This is a genomic window from Streptomyces sp. NPDC047869 (assembly GCF_040704065.1).
Classification (GTDB): Bacteria; Actinomycetota; Actinomycetes; order Streptomycetales; family Streptomycetaceae; genus Streptomyces.
Genome location: NZ_JBEYRK010000057.1, coordinates 1 through 13,541, shown reverse-complemented (window position 1 = coordinate 13,541; position 13,541 = coordinate 1). Strand labels below are relative to the sequence as shown.

14 protein-coding genes, 1 pseudogene and 1 riboswitch are annotated in these 13,541 nt (G+C 69.5%); of the genes and pseudogenes, 12 read left to right on the top strand and 3 right to left on the bottom strand.

Annotated features, from left to right (window positions below):
- From AB0924_RS38200 to AB0924_RS38190, 3 genes are all read left to right on the top strand, one after another.
- Positions 1 to 770: cbb3-type cytochrome c oxidase subunit I (locus tag AB0924_RS38200; RefSeq protein ID WP_358940540.1), on the top strand; the 770-nt coding region annotated here is incomplete at its 5' end.
- A complete protein-coding gene (locus tag AB0924_RS38195) occupies positions 767 to 1,165 on the top strand; it encodes a cytochrome c oxidase subunit 4 (RefSeq protein WP_358940541.1) in 399 nt (132 codons plus the stop codon). The genes AB0924_RS38200 and AB0924_RS38195, both read left to right, overlap by 4 nt.
- 141 nt (positions 1,166 to 1,306) lie before the next feature.
- Complete coding sequence (locus AB0924_RS38190) at positions 1,307 to 2,572, top strand: Ig-like domain-containing protein (protein ID WP_358940542.1); 1,266 nt, start codon at positions 1,307 to 1,309, stop codon at positions 2,570 to 2,572.
- 48 nt (positions 2,573 to 2,620) lie between these two features.
- Here the strand turns inward: AB0924_RS38190 and AB0924_RS38185 are convergent, their stop codons facing one another.
- Positions 2,621 to 3,022 carry a hypothetical protein gene (locus tag AB0924_RS38185; RefSeq protein ID WP_358940543.1) on the bottom strand — a complete coding sequence of 134 codons (402 nt, stop codon included), beginning with the start codon at positions 3,020 to 3,022 and terminating at the stop codon, positions 2,621 to 2,623.
- 146 nt (positions 3,023 to 3,168) lie between these two features.
- Between AB0924_RS38185 and AB0924_RS38180 the strand changes: the two genes are divergently transcribed.
- The 6 genes from AB0924_RS38180 (at position 3,169) to AB0924_RS38155 (ending at position 10,288) form a co-directional block, all read left to right on the top strand.
- On the top strand, positions 3,169 to 3,789 hold the full coding sequence (locus AB0924_RS38180) for a heme-copper oxidase subunit III (RefSeq protein WP_143636562.1): 621 nt from the start codon (positions 3,169 to 3,171) through the stop codon (positions 3,787 to 3,789).
- 59 nt (positions 3,790 to 3,848) lie between these two features.
- Complete coding sequence (locus AB0924_RS38175; RefSeq protein ID WP_358940544.1) at positions 3,849 to 4,661, top strand: c-type cytochrome; 813 nt, start codon at positions 3,849 to 3,851, stop codon at positions 4,659 to 4,661.
- Positions 4,658 to 5,716 (top strand): Rieske 2Fe-2S domain-containing protein, encoded by a 1,059-nt coding sequence (locus tag AB0924_RS38170; RefSeq protein WP_358940545.1) that lies wholly within the window; start codon positions 4,658 to 4,660, stop codon positions 5,714 to 5,716. The genes AB0924_RS38175 and AB0924_RS38170 overlap by 4 nt, the downstream gene beginning before the upstream one ends.
- Positions 5,713 to 7,344: a cytochrome bc complex cytochrome b subunit gene (locus AB0924_RS38165; protein ID WP_366913956.1), complete on the top strand. Its 1,632-nt coding sequence runs from the start codon at positions 5,713 to 5,715 to the stop codon at positions 7,342 to 7,344. Before AB0924_RS38170 ends, AB0924_RS38165 begins: the two co-directional genes overlap by 4 nt.
- Before the next feature lie 123 nt (positions 7,345 to 7,467).
- Positions 7,468 to 8,532 (top strand): anthranilate phosphoribosyltransferase, encoded by a 1,065-nt coding sequence (trpD, locus tag AB0924_RS38160; protein ID WP_358940547.1) that lies wholly within the window; start codon positions 7,468 to 7,470, stop codon positions 8,530 to 8,532.
- An 85-nt stretch (positions 8,533 to 8,617) separates the two neighbouring features.
- Positions 8,618 to 8,734, top strand: a riboswitch (SAM riboswitch).
- 183 nt (positions 8,735 to 8,917) lie between these two features.
- Entirely contained in the window at positions 8,918 to 10,288 is a 1,371-nt protein-coding gene (locus AB0924_RS38155) for an aminotransferase class V-fold PLP-dependent enzyme (protein ID WP_358940548.1), read from the top strand.
- Positions 10,289 to 10,318: 30 nt separating this feature from the next.
- On the opposite strand, the gene AB0924_RS38150 is transcribed toward AB0924_RS38155, so the two are convergent.
- The gene (locus AB0924_RS38150) at positions 10,319 to 10,600 is read right to left on the bottom strand and encodes an Lrp/AsnC ligand binding domain-containing protein (protein WP_199210240.1); all 282 of its coding nucleotides are present in this window, start codon (positions 10,598 to 10,600) and stop codon (positions 10,319 to 10,321) included.
- The gene (locus tag AB0924_RS38145; RefSeq protein ID WP_358940549.1) at positions 10,597 to 11,340 is read right to left on the bottom strand and encodes a rhomboid family intramembrane serine protease; all 744 of its coding nucleotides are present in this window, start codon (positions 11,338 to 11,340) and stop codon (positions 10,597 to 10,599) included. The genes AB0924_RS38150 and AB0924_RS38145 overlap by 4 nt, the downstream gene beginning before the upstream one ends.
- 152 nt (positions 11,341 to 11,492) lie before the next feature.
- Here AB0924_RS38145 and AB0924_RS38140 point away from each other — a divergent pair, with 152 nt between their 5' ends.
- The 3 genes and pseudogenes from AB0924_RS38140 to AB0924_RS38130 form a co-directional block, all read left to right on the top strand.
- The gene (locus tag AB0924_RS38140) at positions 11,493 to 11,732 is read left to right on the top strand and encodes a hypothetical protein (RefSeq protein WP_029382693.1); all 240 of its coding nucleotides are present in this window, start codon (positions 11,493 to 11,495) and stop codon (positions 11,730 to 11,732) included.
- A gap of 37 nt (positions 11,733 to 11,769) precedes the next feature.
- On the top strand, positions 11,770 to 13,113 hold the full coding sequence (locus AB0924_RS38135) for an NYN domain-containing protein (protein WP_358940550.1): 1,344 nt from the start codon (positions 11,770 to 11,772) through the stop codon (positions 13,111 to 13,113).
- A gap of 212 nt (positions 13,114 to 13,325) precedes the next feature.
- Positions 13,326 to 13,541, top strand: a pseudogene (locus AB0924_RS38130) (hypothetical protein); the annotation flags it as partial.

Genomic DNA, 13,541 nt, shown 5'->3' with positions numbered 1-13,541 from the left:
CCGGCGGTGTGCTGCTGCCGTTCTTCTCCTTCATGACCTTCCTGATCGCGGTCCCGACCGGTGTGAAGTTCTTCAACTGGATCGGCACCATGTGGAAGGGCTCGTTGTCCTTCGAGACACCGATGCTCTGGGCGGTCGGCTTCCTGATCACCTTCACCTTCGGTGGTCTGACCGGTGTCATCCTGGCCTCGCCGCCGATGGACTTCCACGTCTCGGACTCGTACTTCGTGGTGGCCCACTTCCACTACGTGGTCTTCGGTACGGTCGTCTTCGCCATGTTCTCCGGCTTCCACTTCTGGTGGCCGAAGATGACCGGCAAGATGCTGGACGAGCGCCTCGGCAAGATCACCTTCTGGACGCTGTTCGTCGGCTTCCACGGCACCTTCCTGATCCAGCACTGGCTGGGCGTGGAGGGCATGCCGCGCCGGTACGCCGACTACCTGGCGGCGGACGGCTTCACCGCCCTGAACACGATCTCGACCATCAGCTCGTTCCTGCTGGGCCTGTCGATCCTGCCGTTCCTCTACAACGTCTGGAAGACGGCCAAGTACGGCAAGCCGGTCGGCGTGGACGACCCCTGGGGCTACGGCCGCTCGCTGGAGTGGGCGACGTCCTGCCCGCCGCCGCGGCACAACTTCCTCACCCTGCCGCGGATCCGCAGTGAAGCCCCGGCGTTCGATCTGCACCACCCCGAGATCGCCGCGCTCGAGCAGCTCGAGCACGCCGGTCACGGCACCGCCATCGCGGGCGAGAAGGAGGCCGGCAAGTGAAGATCCAGGGCCGGATGTTCATCTGGCTGAGCTTCTTCCTCCTGATCATGGCCGTCGTGTACGGCGTGTGGTCGAAGGAGCCGGCCGGCACCACGGCGCTCTTCCTGGCCTTCGGCCTGGCCATCATGATCGGCTTCTACCTGGGCTTCACCGCCCGGCGGGTCGACGCCGGTGCCCAGGACGACAAGGAGGCCGATGTCGCGGACGACGCGGGCGAGCTGGGCTTCTTCAGCCCGCACAGCTGGCAGCCGCTCATGCTGGGCGCCGGCGGCGCGATCGCCTTCCTCAGCATCGCGGTCGGCTGGTGGCTGATCTACTTCGCCGCGCCGATCATCGCCATCGGCCTGTTCGGCTGGGTGTTCGAGTACTACCACGGTGAGAACCGCACCCAGTAGCACGCGGTGACGCCCGCGCCGAGAGCGCCAGGAGCCCGGACCCTCCGTCAGGAGGGTCCGGGCTCCTGCCTTTGCCGCGGCGCATCACCCGAACGACTTACGTGCCGCGCCAAGCAGGTCTGCATCTCATAGCGTGATCATATGAATCACACTCCGCGGACCCGCACCGTCGTCAGCTGCGCGTTGCTGGTGATCGCCCTCGGCGCGGGCGTCACCTCCTGCGGTTCGGACGGCAACCCCCTGTCGGCCAGTCCGTACGACGCGGCGGGCGACATCTCGTTCAACGGCCCCACCGAAGAGGGGAAGCGGGCCGACCCGGACAAGCCCCTGGAGATCACCGCCGAGAGCGGTGACGGCCGGATCACCGACGTCACCGCCCAGGACTCCACAGGGCGTTTCGTGGCGGGCGAACTCGCCGCCGACGGCAGTCGCTGGCACAGCATCTCCCCGCTGGCCGCGAACGCCCACTACACGGTCCGCGTCAGCACCGAGGACGACGACGGGGCGCCCGGCCGCAAGGTCCTCACCTTCGACACCAGCAAGCCCACCAGCAAGCAGCGGCTGAACGTCACGTTCGGGCCCGAGGCGGGCGTCTACGGCGTCGGACAGCCCATCACCGCCCAACTCGACCGCGAGGTCAAGGACAAGGCCCAGCGGGCCGTCGTGGAGCGCGGCCTGCGCGTGGACTCCGTGCCGGCCGTGCCGGGCTCCTGGTACTGGGTCAGCAACAAGGAACTCCACTTCCGCCCCAAGGACTACTGGCCCGCCCACGCCACCATCCAGGTGCACAGCAATCTGGAGGGCGTGAAGATCAGCGACCGGCTCTGGGGCGGCAAGGCGAAGGCGTTGAAGATCACAACCGGTGACCGGATCGAGGCCGTCACGGACGCCTCGACGCACCAGTTGACGTACTACAAGAACGGCCAACAGGTCGAGCAGATCCCGGTCACCACGGGCAAGCCCGGCTTCGAGACCCGCAACGGGGTCAAGGTCGTCCTGGAGAAGCAGTACTTCGTACGGATGCGCGGCACCACCGTCGGCATCGCCGAGGGCAGCTCCGACTCGTACGACCTGCCGGTCTACTACGCCACCCGGGTCACCTGGTCCGGTGAGTACGTGCACGCCGCGCCCTGGTCGGTCGGCTCCCAGGGCTCCGCCAACGTCAGCCACGGCTGCACGGGGATGAGCACGTCCAACGCCGAGTGGTTCTTCGACAACGTCCATCCGGGTGACATCGTCAAGGTGGTCAACTCCAACGGCGACCCGATGGAGGCCTTCGGCAACGGCTTCGGGGACTGGAACCTCGACTGGAACAAGTGGCGCACGGGCAGCGCCCTGACGGCCGGCACACCGGACACCGGGGCACCGTCCCACGACGCCCCCAGGCTGCGGCCGGTGGCCCTGTGACCCGGGGCGCGGGGCGGTACGGCCCGCCCCGCGCCCCCGGACCGCCCGTCAGACGCCCAGCAGCCGCTTCCGGCGCAGCAGGGAGGCCAGGGCGGAGGCGAAGTCCACCGGCTCCACCGGCAGCGTCACAGCGGCGTCCGCACGGCTCCAGGTGGCCAGCCACGCGTCCTGCGGCCGCCCCATCAGCAGCAGCACGGGCGGGCAGTTGAACACCTCGTCCTTGATCTGCCGGCACACCCCCATGCCGCCCATCGGCACGGCCTCGCCGTCGAGCACGCACACGTCGATGCCGCCCTTGTCCAGCTCGCGCAGCACCGCCTCGGGCGTCGCGCACTCCAGGAGCTCCACGACCGGCACGTCCGGAGCGGGCCGCCGCCCCGCGGCCAGCCGCACCTGCTCGCGGGTGTTGGAGTCGTCGCTGTACACCAGCACTGTGGCGGTCGGCTGCATGCTTCCTCCGAGACGTGGGCGTCGTACGGACAGGGCCGTTCGAGGCGGATGCTACTCCCATGAACACCACGTCAACACCGGTTCGACGGGGCAAGACACTCCGAACGGCACCCCCCGGGGTGAGGGCGGGATAAGCGACCGACATAATGTCGGTCGTGGCGACAGCAACGACAGTAGAAACCGGGCACGCGCACCCGTCGGTCAACCGACCGAACCTCACCAGCGTCGGAACCATCATCTGGCTGAGTTCCGAGCTGATGTTCTTCGCGGCCCTCTTCGCGATGTACTTCACTCTCCGGTCGGTGACCGGACCGGCGCACTGGAAGGAGATGGCGGAGGCACTCAACGTGCCCTTCTCCGCCACGAACACCACGATCCTGGTGCTCTCCTCACTGACCTGTCAGCTCGGCGTCTTCGCCGCCGAGCGCGGAGACGTGAAGAAGCTCCGTGGCTGGTTCATCCTCACCTTCATCATGGGCGCGATCTTCATCGGCGGTCAGATCTACGAGTACACGGAGCTGGTGAAGAAGGACGGGATCTCCCTGTCCTCCGACCCGTACGGCTCGGTGTTCTACCTGACCACCGGCTTCCACGGCCTGCACGTGACGGGCGGTCTCATCGCCTTCCTGCTGGTCCTCGGCCGTACATACGCGGCGAAGAGGTTCACGCATGAGCAGGCGACCGCCGCCATCGTCGTGTCCTACTACTGGCACTTCGTCGATGTCGTCTGGATCGGCCTCTTCGCCACGATCTACCTGATCAAGTAGCCGGGACCGTTCCCGCACATCCAGCATCGACGCAGAAGATCCTGACACCGGGGTAATCCGTGAAAAAGCTCTCCGCACGACGACGCCATCCGCTGGCGGCGGTCGTCGTCCTACTCCTCGCGCTGGCGGCCACTGGGGGGCTGTACGCCGCGTTCGCGCCCGCGAGCAAGGCACAGGCCGATGAAACCTCCCAGTCCCTGACCATCAAGGAGGGCAAGAAGCTCTACGAGGTCGGCTGCGCCAGCTGCCACGGCACCGGTGGCAAGGGCTCCTCCGACGGGCCGAGTCTGGTCGGCGTGGGCGCCGCGGCCGTCGACTTCCAGGTCGGCACGGGCCGTATGCCCGCCTCGTCCTCGCAGATGGCGCAGATCCCGCGCAAGAAGGTCGTCTACACGCAGGCCCAGATCGACCAGCTCGCCGCGTACGTCGCGTCGCTGGGCGCCGGCCCGAACGTGCCGACGAAGCAGCAGTACAGCCCGGAGGGCGCGGACATCGCCAAGGGCGGCGAGCTGTTCCGCACCAACTGCGCGCAGTGCCACAACTTCACCGGCAAGGGTGGTGCCCTCACCAAGGGCAAGTACGCGCCGAACCTCGAGGGCGTGTCCCCCAAGCACATCTACGAGGCCATGCAGACCGGCCCGCAGAACATGCCGTCCTTCCCCGACACCACGATGTCGGAGAAGAACAAGAAGGACATCATCGCGTACCTGAACGCGGTCAACGGTGACGAGACGGTCAACCCGGGTGGCCTCGAGCTGGGCGGCCTCGGGCCGGTCACCGAGGGTCTGTTCGCCTGGATCTTCGGCCTCGGCGCACTGATCGCGGTTGCCGTGTGGGTCGCCGCCCGGACCGCAAAGGCCAAGAAGTCATGAGTAGCCAAGACATTCCAGAAGAGAACCTGCCCGCAGCGCAGGACCACGCACACGGCGCCGTGAGCGTCGCGGACGAGGCGAACCCGTTCGCGGACCCGGGGCTGCCGCCCCACGAGCACCGGATCCAGGACATCGACGAGCGGGCCGCCAAGCGGTCCGAGCGCGTCGTCGCCCTGCTGTTCACGGTCTCGATGCTGGCCACCGTCGGCTTCATCGCCTCGTACGTGACGATCTCGCCCGACACCTCGGTCTTCGTCTTCCCGATCGGGCACATCAGCGCGCTGAACTTCGCGCTCGGCCTGACCCTGGGTACGGCGCTGTTCTGCATCGGCGCAGGCGCGGTCCACTGGGCCCGCACCCTGATGTCCGACGTGGAGGTCGCCGCCGAGCGTCACCCGATCTCGGCCCCACCGGAGGTCCGCGCGCAGGTCCACGCGGACTTCAAGCAGGGTGCCAAGGAGTCGGCGCTCGGCCGCCGCAAGCTGATCCGCAACACGATGCTCGGCGCGCTCACCCTGGTGCCGCTCTCCGGCGTCGTGCTGCTGCGTGACCTCGGCCCGCTGCCCGGCACCTCGCTCCGGCACACCCTGTGGGCCAAGGGCAAGCTCCTCGTCAACACGAACACGAACCAGCCGCTGCGTCCCGAGGACGTCGCCGTCGGTTCGCTCACCTTCGTCAAGCCCGAGGGCCTGGAGGAGACCGACGAGGACTTCCAGAACGAGATCGCCAAGGCCGCCGTGATGATCATCCGGCTGCAGCCGGGCAACATCAAGGACAAGCGCGAGCTCGACTGGTCGCACGAGGGCATCGTCGCCTTCTCGAAGATCTGCACCCACGTCGGTTGCCCGATCTCCCTGTACGAGCAGCAGACGCACCACGTCCTGTGCCCGTGCCACCAGTCCACCTTCGACCTCTCCGACGGTGCCCGAGTGATCTTCGGCCCCGCTGGTCACGCCCTGCCGCAGCTCCGCATCGGCGTGAACGACGAGGGTTACCTCCAGGCGCTCGGCGACTTCGAGGAGCCCGTCGGTCCTGCATTCTGGGAGCGCGGATGAGCACCAACGAGAACAACGAGCGGCGCGGCAAGGCGCCGGCCGGCGAGCGGGTAGCGGACTGGGCGGACGGCCGGCTGGGGATCTACTCCCTGGCCAAGGCCAACATGCGCAAGATCTTTCCCGACCACTGGTCGTTCATGCTGGGCGAAGTCTGCCTGTACAGCTTCCTCATCATCATCCTGACCGGTGTCTACCTGACGCTGTTCTTCCACCCGTCGATGAACGAGGTGGAGTACCACGGCTCTTACGTCCCGCTCCAGGGACAGCTGATGTCCGAGGCGTTCAACTCGACCCTGCACATCTCCTTCGACGTGCGCGGTGGTCTGCTCATCCGGCAGATCCACCACTGGGCCGCGCTGATCTTCCTCGCCGGCATGTTCGTGCACATGATGCGCGTGTTCTTCACCGGCGCGTTCCGCAAGCCGCGTGAGATCAACTGGCTGTTCGGCTTCCTGCTGTTCGTCCTGGGCATGTTCACCGGCTTCACCGGTTACTCGCTCCCGGACGACCTGCTCTCCGGCACCGGTGTGCGCTTCACCGAGGGCGCGATCCTGTCCATGCCGATCGTCGGCACGTACATCTCGTACTTCCTCTTCGGCGGCGAGTTCCCCGGCCACGACTTCGTGGCCCGGTTCTACTCGATCCACATCCTGCTGCTGCCGGGCATCATGCTCGGCCTGGTGGTGGGCCACCTGATCCTGGTCTTCTACCACAAGCACACGCAGTTCGCGGGTCCCGGAAAGACCGAGAAGAACGTCGTCGGCATGCCGCTGCTGCCGGTGTACATGGCCAAGGCCGGAGGCTTCTTCTTCCTGGTCTTCGGCGTGATCGCGGCCATCGCCGCGGTCACCCAGATCAACCCGATCTGGGCCATGGGCCCGTACCGTCCGGACCAGGTGTCCACGGGCGCCCAGCCCGACTGGTACATGGGCTTCGCCGAGGGTCTGGTCCGCTACATGCCGGGCTGGGAGATCAACTTCTGGGGTCACACGCTCGTCCTGGGCGTGTTCATCCCGCTGGTCCTCTTCGGCCTGGTGCTCGCGGCGATCGCGCTGTACCCGTTCATCGAGTCCTGGGTCACCGGGGACAAGAGCGAGCACCACATCCTGGACCGCCCGCGCAACGCCCCGACGCGCACCGCGTTCGGTGTCGCCTGGATCACGGTGTACATGGTCGGCCTGGTCGGCGGTGGCAACGACCTCTTCGCCACCCACTTCCAGCTGTCGCTCAACGCGGTCACGTGGTTCGTCCGGATCTCCTTCTTCGCCGGACCGGTCATCGCCTTCATCGTCACCAAGCGGATCTGCCTCGGCCTCCAGCGCCGGGACCGCGAGAAGGTGCTGCACGGCCGCGAGACGGGCATCATCAAGCGCCTGCCGCACGGTGAGTTCATCGAGATCCACGAGCCGCTCAGCCAGGAGCAGCTCCACACCCTGACCGCCCACCACCAGTACGAGCCGACCGAGATCGGCCCGACGGTGGACGAGAACGGTGTCGAGCGCAAGGTGAAGGGGTCCGAGAAGCTGCGCGCCAAGCTCAGCAGCGCCTACTACGGCGAGGACAACCAGATCCCGAAGGCCACCGTCGAGGAATACCAGGAGATCACCAGCGGCCACGGCCACCACTGATCCCCGAGCGTCGCCACGCCACAGTCGAAGGGCCCCGTCCGGCTTACGGACGGGGCCCTTCGCGGTGCCCGGGGCTGGATAGGGTGGGAGCACACTGTTCTTCGAAGACACCCAGGAGCGGCCATGAGCGCTGTGACCCCCGCTGGAGGCGACACCGCGGCGGGCCGTTCCTGGCCCGCCCTGCTGAACGGCCTGCTGGACGGCCGTGACCTGTCCGCCGACGAGACCGCCTGGGCGATGGACCTCATCATGCGCGGCGAGGCGACCGACGCCCAGATCGCCGGGTTCATGGTGGCGCTGCGCGCCAAGGGCGAGACGGTGCAGGAGATCACCGGACTCGTGCGGACCATGTACGAGCACGCCAATGTGATCGAGGTGCCCGGGCCGGCCGTCGACATCGTCGGCACCGGCGGCGACGGCGCGAAGACGGTGAACATCTCCACCATGTCGTCGATCGTCGTCGCCGGCACCGGCACGAAGGTCGTCAAGCACGGCAACCGTGCCGCGTCCTCCGCCTCCGGCTCCTCCGACGTCCTGGAGAAGCTCGGCATCAATCTCCACCTGACCCCGCGGCGGGTCGCCGAGGTCGCCGAAGAGGCCGGCATCACCATCTGCTTCGCGGTGAAGTTCCACCCCTCGCTGCGCCATGTCGCGGCCGCCCGCGGCCAGTTGGGCATCCGGACCACCTTCAACGTGCTCGGCCCGCTGACCAACCCGGCCAAGGTGCGCGCCCAGGCGGTCGGGGTGGCCGACCCGCGCATGGCGCCGATCGTGGCCGGGGTCCTCGCCGAGCGCGGGAACTCCGCCCTGGTCTTCCGGGGCGACGACGGCCTGGACGAGCTGACCACCACCTCGACGTCCCGGGTGTGGGTGGTCCGCGACGGCAAGGTCGCCGAGGAGCGCTTCGACCCCCGGGACGCCGGCATCGAGCTGGTCCCCGTGGAGGCCCTGCGCGGCGCCGACGCCTCGTACAACGCGGAGGTGGCCCGGCGCGTGCTGGACGGCGAGCACGGGCCCGTCCGGGACGCGGTGCTGCTGAACTCGGCGGCGGCGCTGGTGGCCCTGCGGCCGGCCGACGAGCCGCTCACCGAGCAGCTGCGCGCGGGCATGGCGCGGGCGGCGGAGTCGATCGACAGCGGGGCGGCGAAGCGGACGCTGGAGCGGTGGGTGGCGGCCAGCAACGCCTGACACCCGCCGGGTGCGACGCGGGGCGCGGTCCGGATGGCGGACCGCGCCTTGCGCACCGAAGATCGTGTGGCAGGATACTGAACCAGGTCATGAGTGACAGCCATTCGGCCCCGGCCGGCTGTCCGGCAACCCTCCGTCCGTGGCGGGGTGCCCCGGGTGAGGACCAGGTCGTGGGCAGCGAGGTCCACGGCAAGCGCGGACCCCTCGCGCGGCTCCTGCAGGGAGCGCGGGACCAGGGGTCCTGGTCGTCGAGGGAGCCTTCTGTGAGCAAGCGAATGCGATAGGGCGTAGAGCCCCGCCTCCGCGTACCCCTTTTCCCCTTCCGCCGTGCTCCGAGCCGTACCGCTCGCACGGTGACACCGGCCTGCCTCACGGGAGTTCACCCATGTCCGTCTCCACCGCTGCCGCCACCCAGACCATTTGTGACCAGCTGCCCGTTCTGGGCCGTGACGTCACCGTCCCGCTCGTGACGGGCGGCGAGGTCACCTACGCCGCGCTGGACTACGCCGCCAGCGCCCCCGCTCTGCAGCGCGTCTGGGACGACGTCGCCGCCTACGCGCCGTACTACGGCAGCGTCCACCGCGGCGCCGGCTACCTCTCCCAGCTCTCCACCGACCTGTTCGAGAACGCCCGCCGGACGGTCGCCCGGTTCCTCGACTGCCGCGACAGCGACCAGGTGGTCTTCACCCGGTCGACCACCGACTCCCTGAACCTCCTCGCCCGGGCGCTCCCGGCCGGCTGCGAGGTCTTCGTCTTCGAGACGGAGCACCACGCCGCGCTGCTGCCGTGGCAGGGCGCGAAGGTGACCGTCCTCGACGCGCCGCGCACCCCGCGACAGGCCGTGGAGACCCTGGAGCGGGCCCTCGCCGACCGCGACCCGTACGGCCCGGCCCTGGTATGCGTCACCGGCGCCTCCAACGTCACCGGGGAGCTGTGGCCGGTGCGCGAGCTGGCCGCCGCGGCCCACGCGCACGGGGCCCGGATCGTCCTGGACGCCGCCCAGCTCGCCCCGCACCACCCGGTGTCGGTCCGGGACCTGGACGTCGACTGGGTGGCCTTCTCCGGTCACAAGCTGTACGCGCCCTTCGGCTCCGGTGTGCTGGCCGGCCGCGCCGACTGGCTGGCCGCGGCCGAGCCGTACCTCGCGGGCGGCGGCGCCAGCCGCAGGGTCACCCGGCGCACCGACGGAGGAGTGGACGTGGAGTGGCACGAGAGCGCCGCGCGCCACGAGGCCGGCTCCCCGAACGTCATCGGCGCCTACTCCATCGCCTCCGCCTGCAAGGCCCTCACCGAGGCCGGCTGGGACGCCCTCGTGGCCCGCGAGCAGCGGCTGATCGCCCGGGTCCGGGCGGGTCTCGCCGAGGTGCCGGAGGTCAGGGTGCTCTCCCTGTTCGGCGACGACGCCCCGCGGGTCGGCGTGCTCTCCTTCGTCGTCGAGGGCTGGAACAGCTCCCACTTCGCCGCCGCGCTCTCCGCCGAGTACGGCATCGGCGTCCGCGACGGCCTGTTCTGCGCCCACCCGCTGGTCCGCACCCTGCTGGACGGCGACCCGAGGACCCAGGGCGAGTGCGGGGCACCCGAGGCCGCGCCCGGAGAGAAGTCCCTGAACGCCGTCCGGGTCAGCTTCGGGGCGGGCACGCCCGACGAGCACGTCGAGCGCTTCGTCGACGCGGTGCGGGAACTGGTCCGCGACGGCGCGCGGTGGCGCTACCGCACCGAGGACGGCCGCTGCGTGCCGGTGCGCGACCAGGCCTGAGCCGGGGCGCGGACCGCTAGGAGGCGGCGTTCACGAGTCGAGACCGATCGCGAACGCCGCCTCCAGGTCGTGCTGGGAGTACGTGCGGAACGCGACGTGCGTGTCGGTGCCCTCCACGCCGGGGATCTTGCTGATCCGCCCCGGGATGACGTCGGCCAGGTCCTCGTGCTGCCGCACTCGCACCATGGCGATCAGGTCGTAGGTGCCGGTGACGGAGAAAACCTCGCTCACCGAATCCAGCGAAGCGATCTGCTCCGCGATCTCGGGGATCCGGTCCACGCTGGTCTTGATCAGGACAATCGCGGTGATCACGGCTGGTTCTCTCCCTGGGGTGCCGGGGCCGGTGCGGACTTCACTCTAGTAGTCACCCCGTAGCGCACCCACGCGTAGCCGAAGCCGAGGCCGAAGCCGATCAGGTGGGCGAGGTAGGCGACCCCGGGGCCCTGGCCCGAGCGGCCCGCCGCGAGCCACTGCAGGGCGGCCCAGAAGGGCAGCACCACCCAGGCCGGGAAGCGCAGGGGCAGGAAGAACAGGAAGGGGAGGAGACTGGTCACACGGGCACGGGGGAACAGGTAAAGGAACGCTCCGAGGACCGCCGAGATCGCCCCCGAGGCGCCCACCAGCGACTGTCCGGAGGCGGCGTTGGCGGCCGCGTAGCCCAGCAGGGCCAGGTAACCGCAGCCGACGTAGAAGAGGGTGAACTCCACCCGGCCCATCCGTTCCTCGGTCATCAGCCCGAAGACGAAGAGGAAGAGCATGTTGCCGAGCAGATGCACCCAGCTGCCGTGCACGAACAGGGCGGTGGCCGGGGTCAGGGCCGCCCGGACGGACGGGTCGAACAGCTCGGCCGGGACCACGCCCCAGTGGCGGAAGTACGCCCGCTGTGCCGCGAACAGCGCTCCGCCCGAGCCGTACGCCGGGGTGAGTCCGGAGGCCGGGCCGAGCACGAAGATCAGGGTGCACAGCAAGAGCAGGACGTATGTCATCGGCGCGGAGGCGCCCCGGACCGCCCGGAACGCTCCGCGGGCCGCCGTGCCCCAGGTGCGGATCATGACTACAGAGCATGACGTAACAGGACGTAAGCTGATACATCGCCCCGCCGCCGTGGACGGGCGGGCGGCGATCGACCGGCAGGCCGTAGGGTTACGAGCCACACGCGCCGAGGAGCGGCGCGGACGACCCGAGAAGGAAGCGAACAGTCACGATGACGGTTCCCCTGCCGACCGCCACGACACGATGGCGCTGCGCCCTCTGCGGCAACCTCACCCGCTTCGACGTGACCCGCTCGTCGAAGGTCGTCGAGTACGTTCACCTCGACCTCGCGGGCGAGCCGACGGTCGAGGAGCGCGAGGTGGTCAGTGAGACCATCGAGTCGGTCCGCTGCCGCTGGTGCAACGCGGTGGACCAGGTGGAACTCGTGGACAGGCCGGGCGCCGGCTCCTGAGCGGAGCGGGCCCCGTAGAGGTATTGGGGTGTGACGGATGGTGGAGACCGCAGGCGGGGGGCCGGGCGACGGCACCGCCGAGGTGCTTGACCGTCCGCTGCCCGACGGCGTGCGCCGGCGGGTCGTGCAGATCGTCTCGGACGCCTTCGGGCTGCTGACCGTGACGGAACTGCCCGCCCAGTTGCGGCAGTACGCCCGGTTCGCCCCCAATCGCCGGGCCAAGTTCGCCGGTAACGCGATGGCGGCGGCGCTGGAGACCGACGCGCTGTTCCGGCAGCGGATCGGGGAGAAGTTCAGAGAGGCGCAGCCGGAACTCTCCGGCGCCCTCGACTCCGGCTCGCCGCCCCCGGCCGCGGACCCGCTCGATGTGGCGGCCGCGGCCTACGTACTGCGGCCCGCGGGCTGGGTGAAGCTGGTGACCGCGGCCGGCGAGGAGGCGCAGCGCGCCGACGCCGAGCGGGCCGACGAGGAGAGCCGCGCCGAACTCGAGCGGCTGCGGGCGGAGCTGGACCAGGCCCGCGAGCAGACCCGCGCCGAGACCGAACGGCTGCGCGCCGAGGTGGAGTCGGCGAAGCGGGAGGCGGAGTCGCTGCACCGCAAGCTGCGTGCCGCGCTCAGCGACGTCAAGCGCGGCGAGGCCGCGCTGCGCAAGGTCCGCGGCGAGATCGACGCCGTGCGCGCCGAGGGGCACGCGCAGCTCTCCGCCGCGGACAGCGAGTCCCGGCGGCTCAAGGCGCGCCTGGGCGAGGCCGAGGCGGCGCTGGAGGCCACTCGCCGGGCGGCCCGTGAGGGCCGCAGCGTGGAGGACATGCGGGTGCGGCTGCTGCTGGACACCATGCTGGACGCCGCCCAGGGGCTCCGGCGCGAACTCGCCCTGCCGCCGGTCTCCGTGCGCCCGGCCGAGACCGTGGACGCGGTCGAGCCCGGACGGATGACCCCGAAGGACATCGCGGCCCGCGCGCTGTCGGAGAACGACCCGGCGATCCTCGACCAGTTGCTCGCGCTGCCGCAGGCGCATCTGGTGGTCGACGGCTACAACGTCACCAAGACCGGCTATCCGCAGATGCCGCTGGAGAAGCAGCGGCTGCGCCTGCTGGGCCAGCTCTCGGCGCTCGCCGCGCAGACCGGCGCCGAGGTGACCTGTGTCTTCGACGGCGCCGAGCTGGCCGCGCCGGTGCTGCTCGCGCCGCCGCGCGGGGTGCGGGTGCTGTTCTCCAAGCCGGGCGTCACGGCGGACGAGCTGATCCGTCAGCTCGTGCGGGCCGAGCCGCCGGGCCGTCCGGTCATCGTCGCCTCGACCGACCGTGAGGTGGCCGACGGGGTCGCCCGCGCCGGTGCCCGTCCCGTCGCCTCTGCGGTACTTCTGAAGCGACTGTCCTGAACGTGCAACGCGCATATGCAATGCCCGAATTGGTCGTATCGTCACGCAACGTAGTGTCAATCGGGCATCACCCCACGTGAGTTGTGTGCAAAGAATGCGTTGCGTCACCGGGTTTTTTGCCGCGGGGATTTGAACTGATCACAACTGGGTCACTAGGGTCTGGGCTCGAACCTCCGAACGGGTGATCACTCACAAGAAGGAGATCGTCCCTCGTGGCGTCCCACCGTCGACCCAAGCAGCCCAGCCGCACGCGTGTCACCGTGCTGACCACCGCGGCGGCCGCCGCCGTCGTGCTGAGCGCGAACGCCGCCAACGCCGCCCCGAGCGAGAAGGTCGGCAAGGACGAGGTCAAGGCGAAGGTCGACAAGCTCTACGAGCAGGCGGAGCAGGCCACCGAGAAGTACAACGGGGCCAAGGAGAAGCAGCAG

Coding starts and splice junctions, on each gene's coding strand:
- AB0924_RS38190 (WP_358940542.1), top strand. CDS start 1,307: ATGAATCACACTCCGCGGACCCGCACCGTCGTCAGCTGCGCGTTGCTG.
- AB0924_RS38185 (WP_358940543.1), bottom strand. CDS start 3,022: ATGCAGCCGACCGCCACAGTGCTGGTGTACAGCGACGACTCCAACACC.
- AB0924_RS38180 (WP_143636562.1), top strand. CDS start 3,169: ATGTCGGTCGTGGCGACAGCAACGACAGTAGAAACCGGGCACGCGCAC.
- AB0924_RS38170 (WP_358940545.1), top strand. CDS start 4,658: ATGAGTAGCCAAGACATTCCAGAAGAGAACCTGCCCGCAGCGCAGGAC.
- AB0924_RS38165 (WP_366913956.1), top strand. CDS start 5,713: ATGAGCACCAACGAGAACAACGAGCGGCGCGGCAAGGCGCCGGCCGGC.
- trpD (WP_358940547.1), top strand. CDS start 7,468: ATGAGCGCTGTGACCCCCGCTGGAGGCGACACCGCGGCGGGCCGTTCC.
- AB0924_RS38155 (WP_358940548.1), top strand. CDS start 8,918: ATGTCCGTCTCCACCGCTGCCGCCACCCAGACCATTTGTGACCAGCTG.
- AB0924_RS38145 (WP_358940549.1), bottom strand. CDS start 11,340: ATGATCCGCACCTGGGGCACGGCGGCCCGCGGAGCGTTCCGGGCGGTC.
- AB0924_RS38140 (WP_029382693.1), top strand. CDS start 11,493: ATGACGGTTCCCCTGCCGACCGCCACGACACGATGGCGCTGCGCCCTC.
- AB0924_RS38135 (WP_358940550.1), top strand. CDS start 11,770: ATGGTGGAGACCGCAGGCGGGGGGCCGGGCGACGGCACCGCCGAGGTG.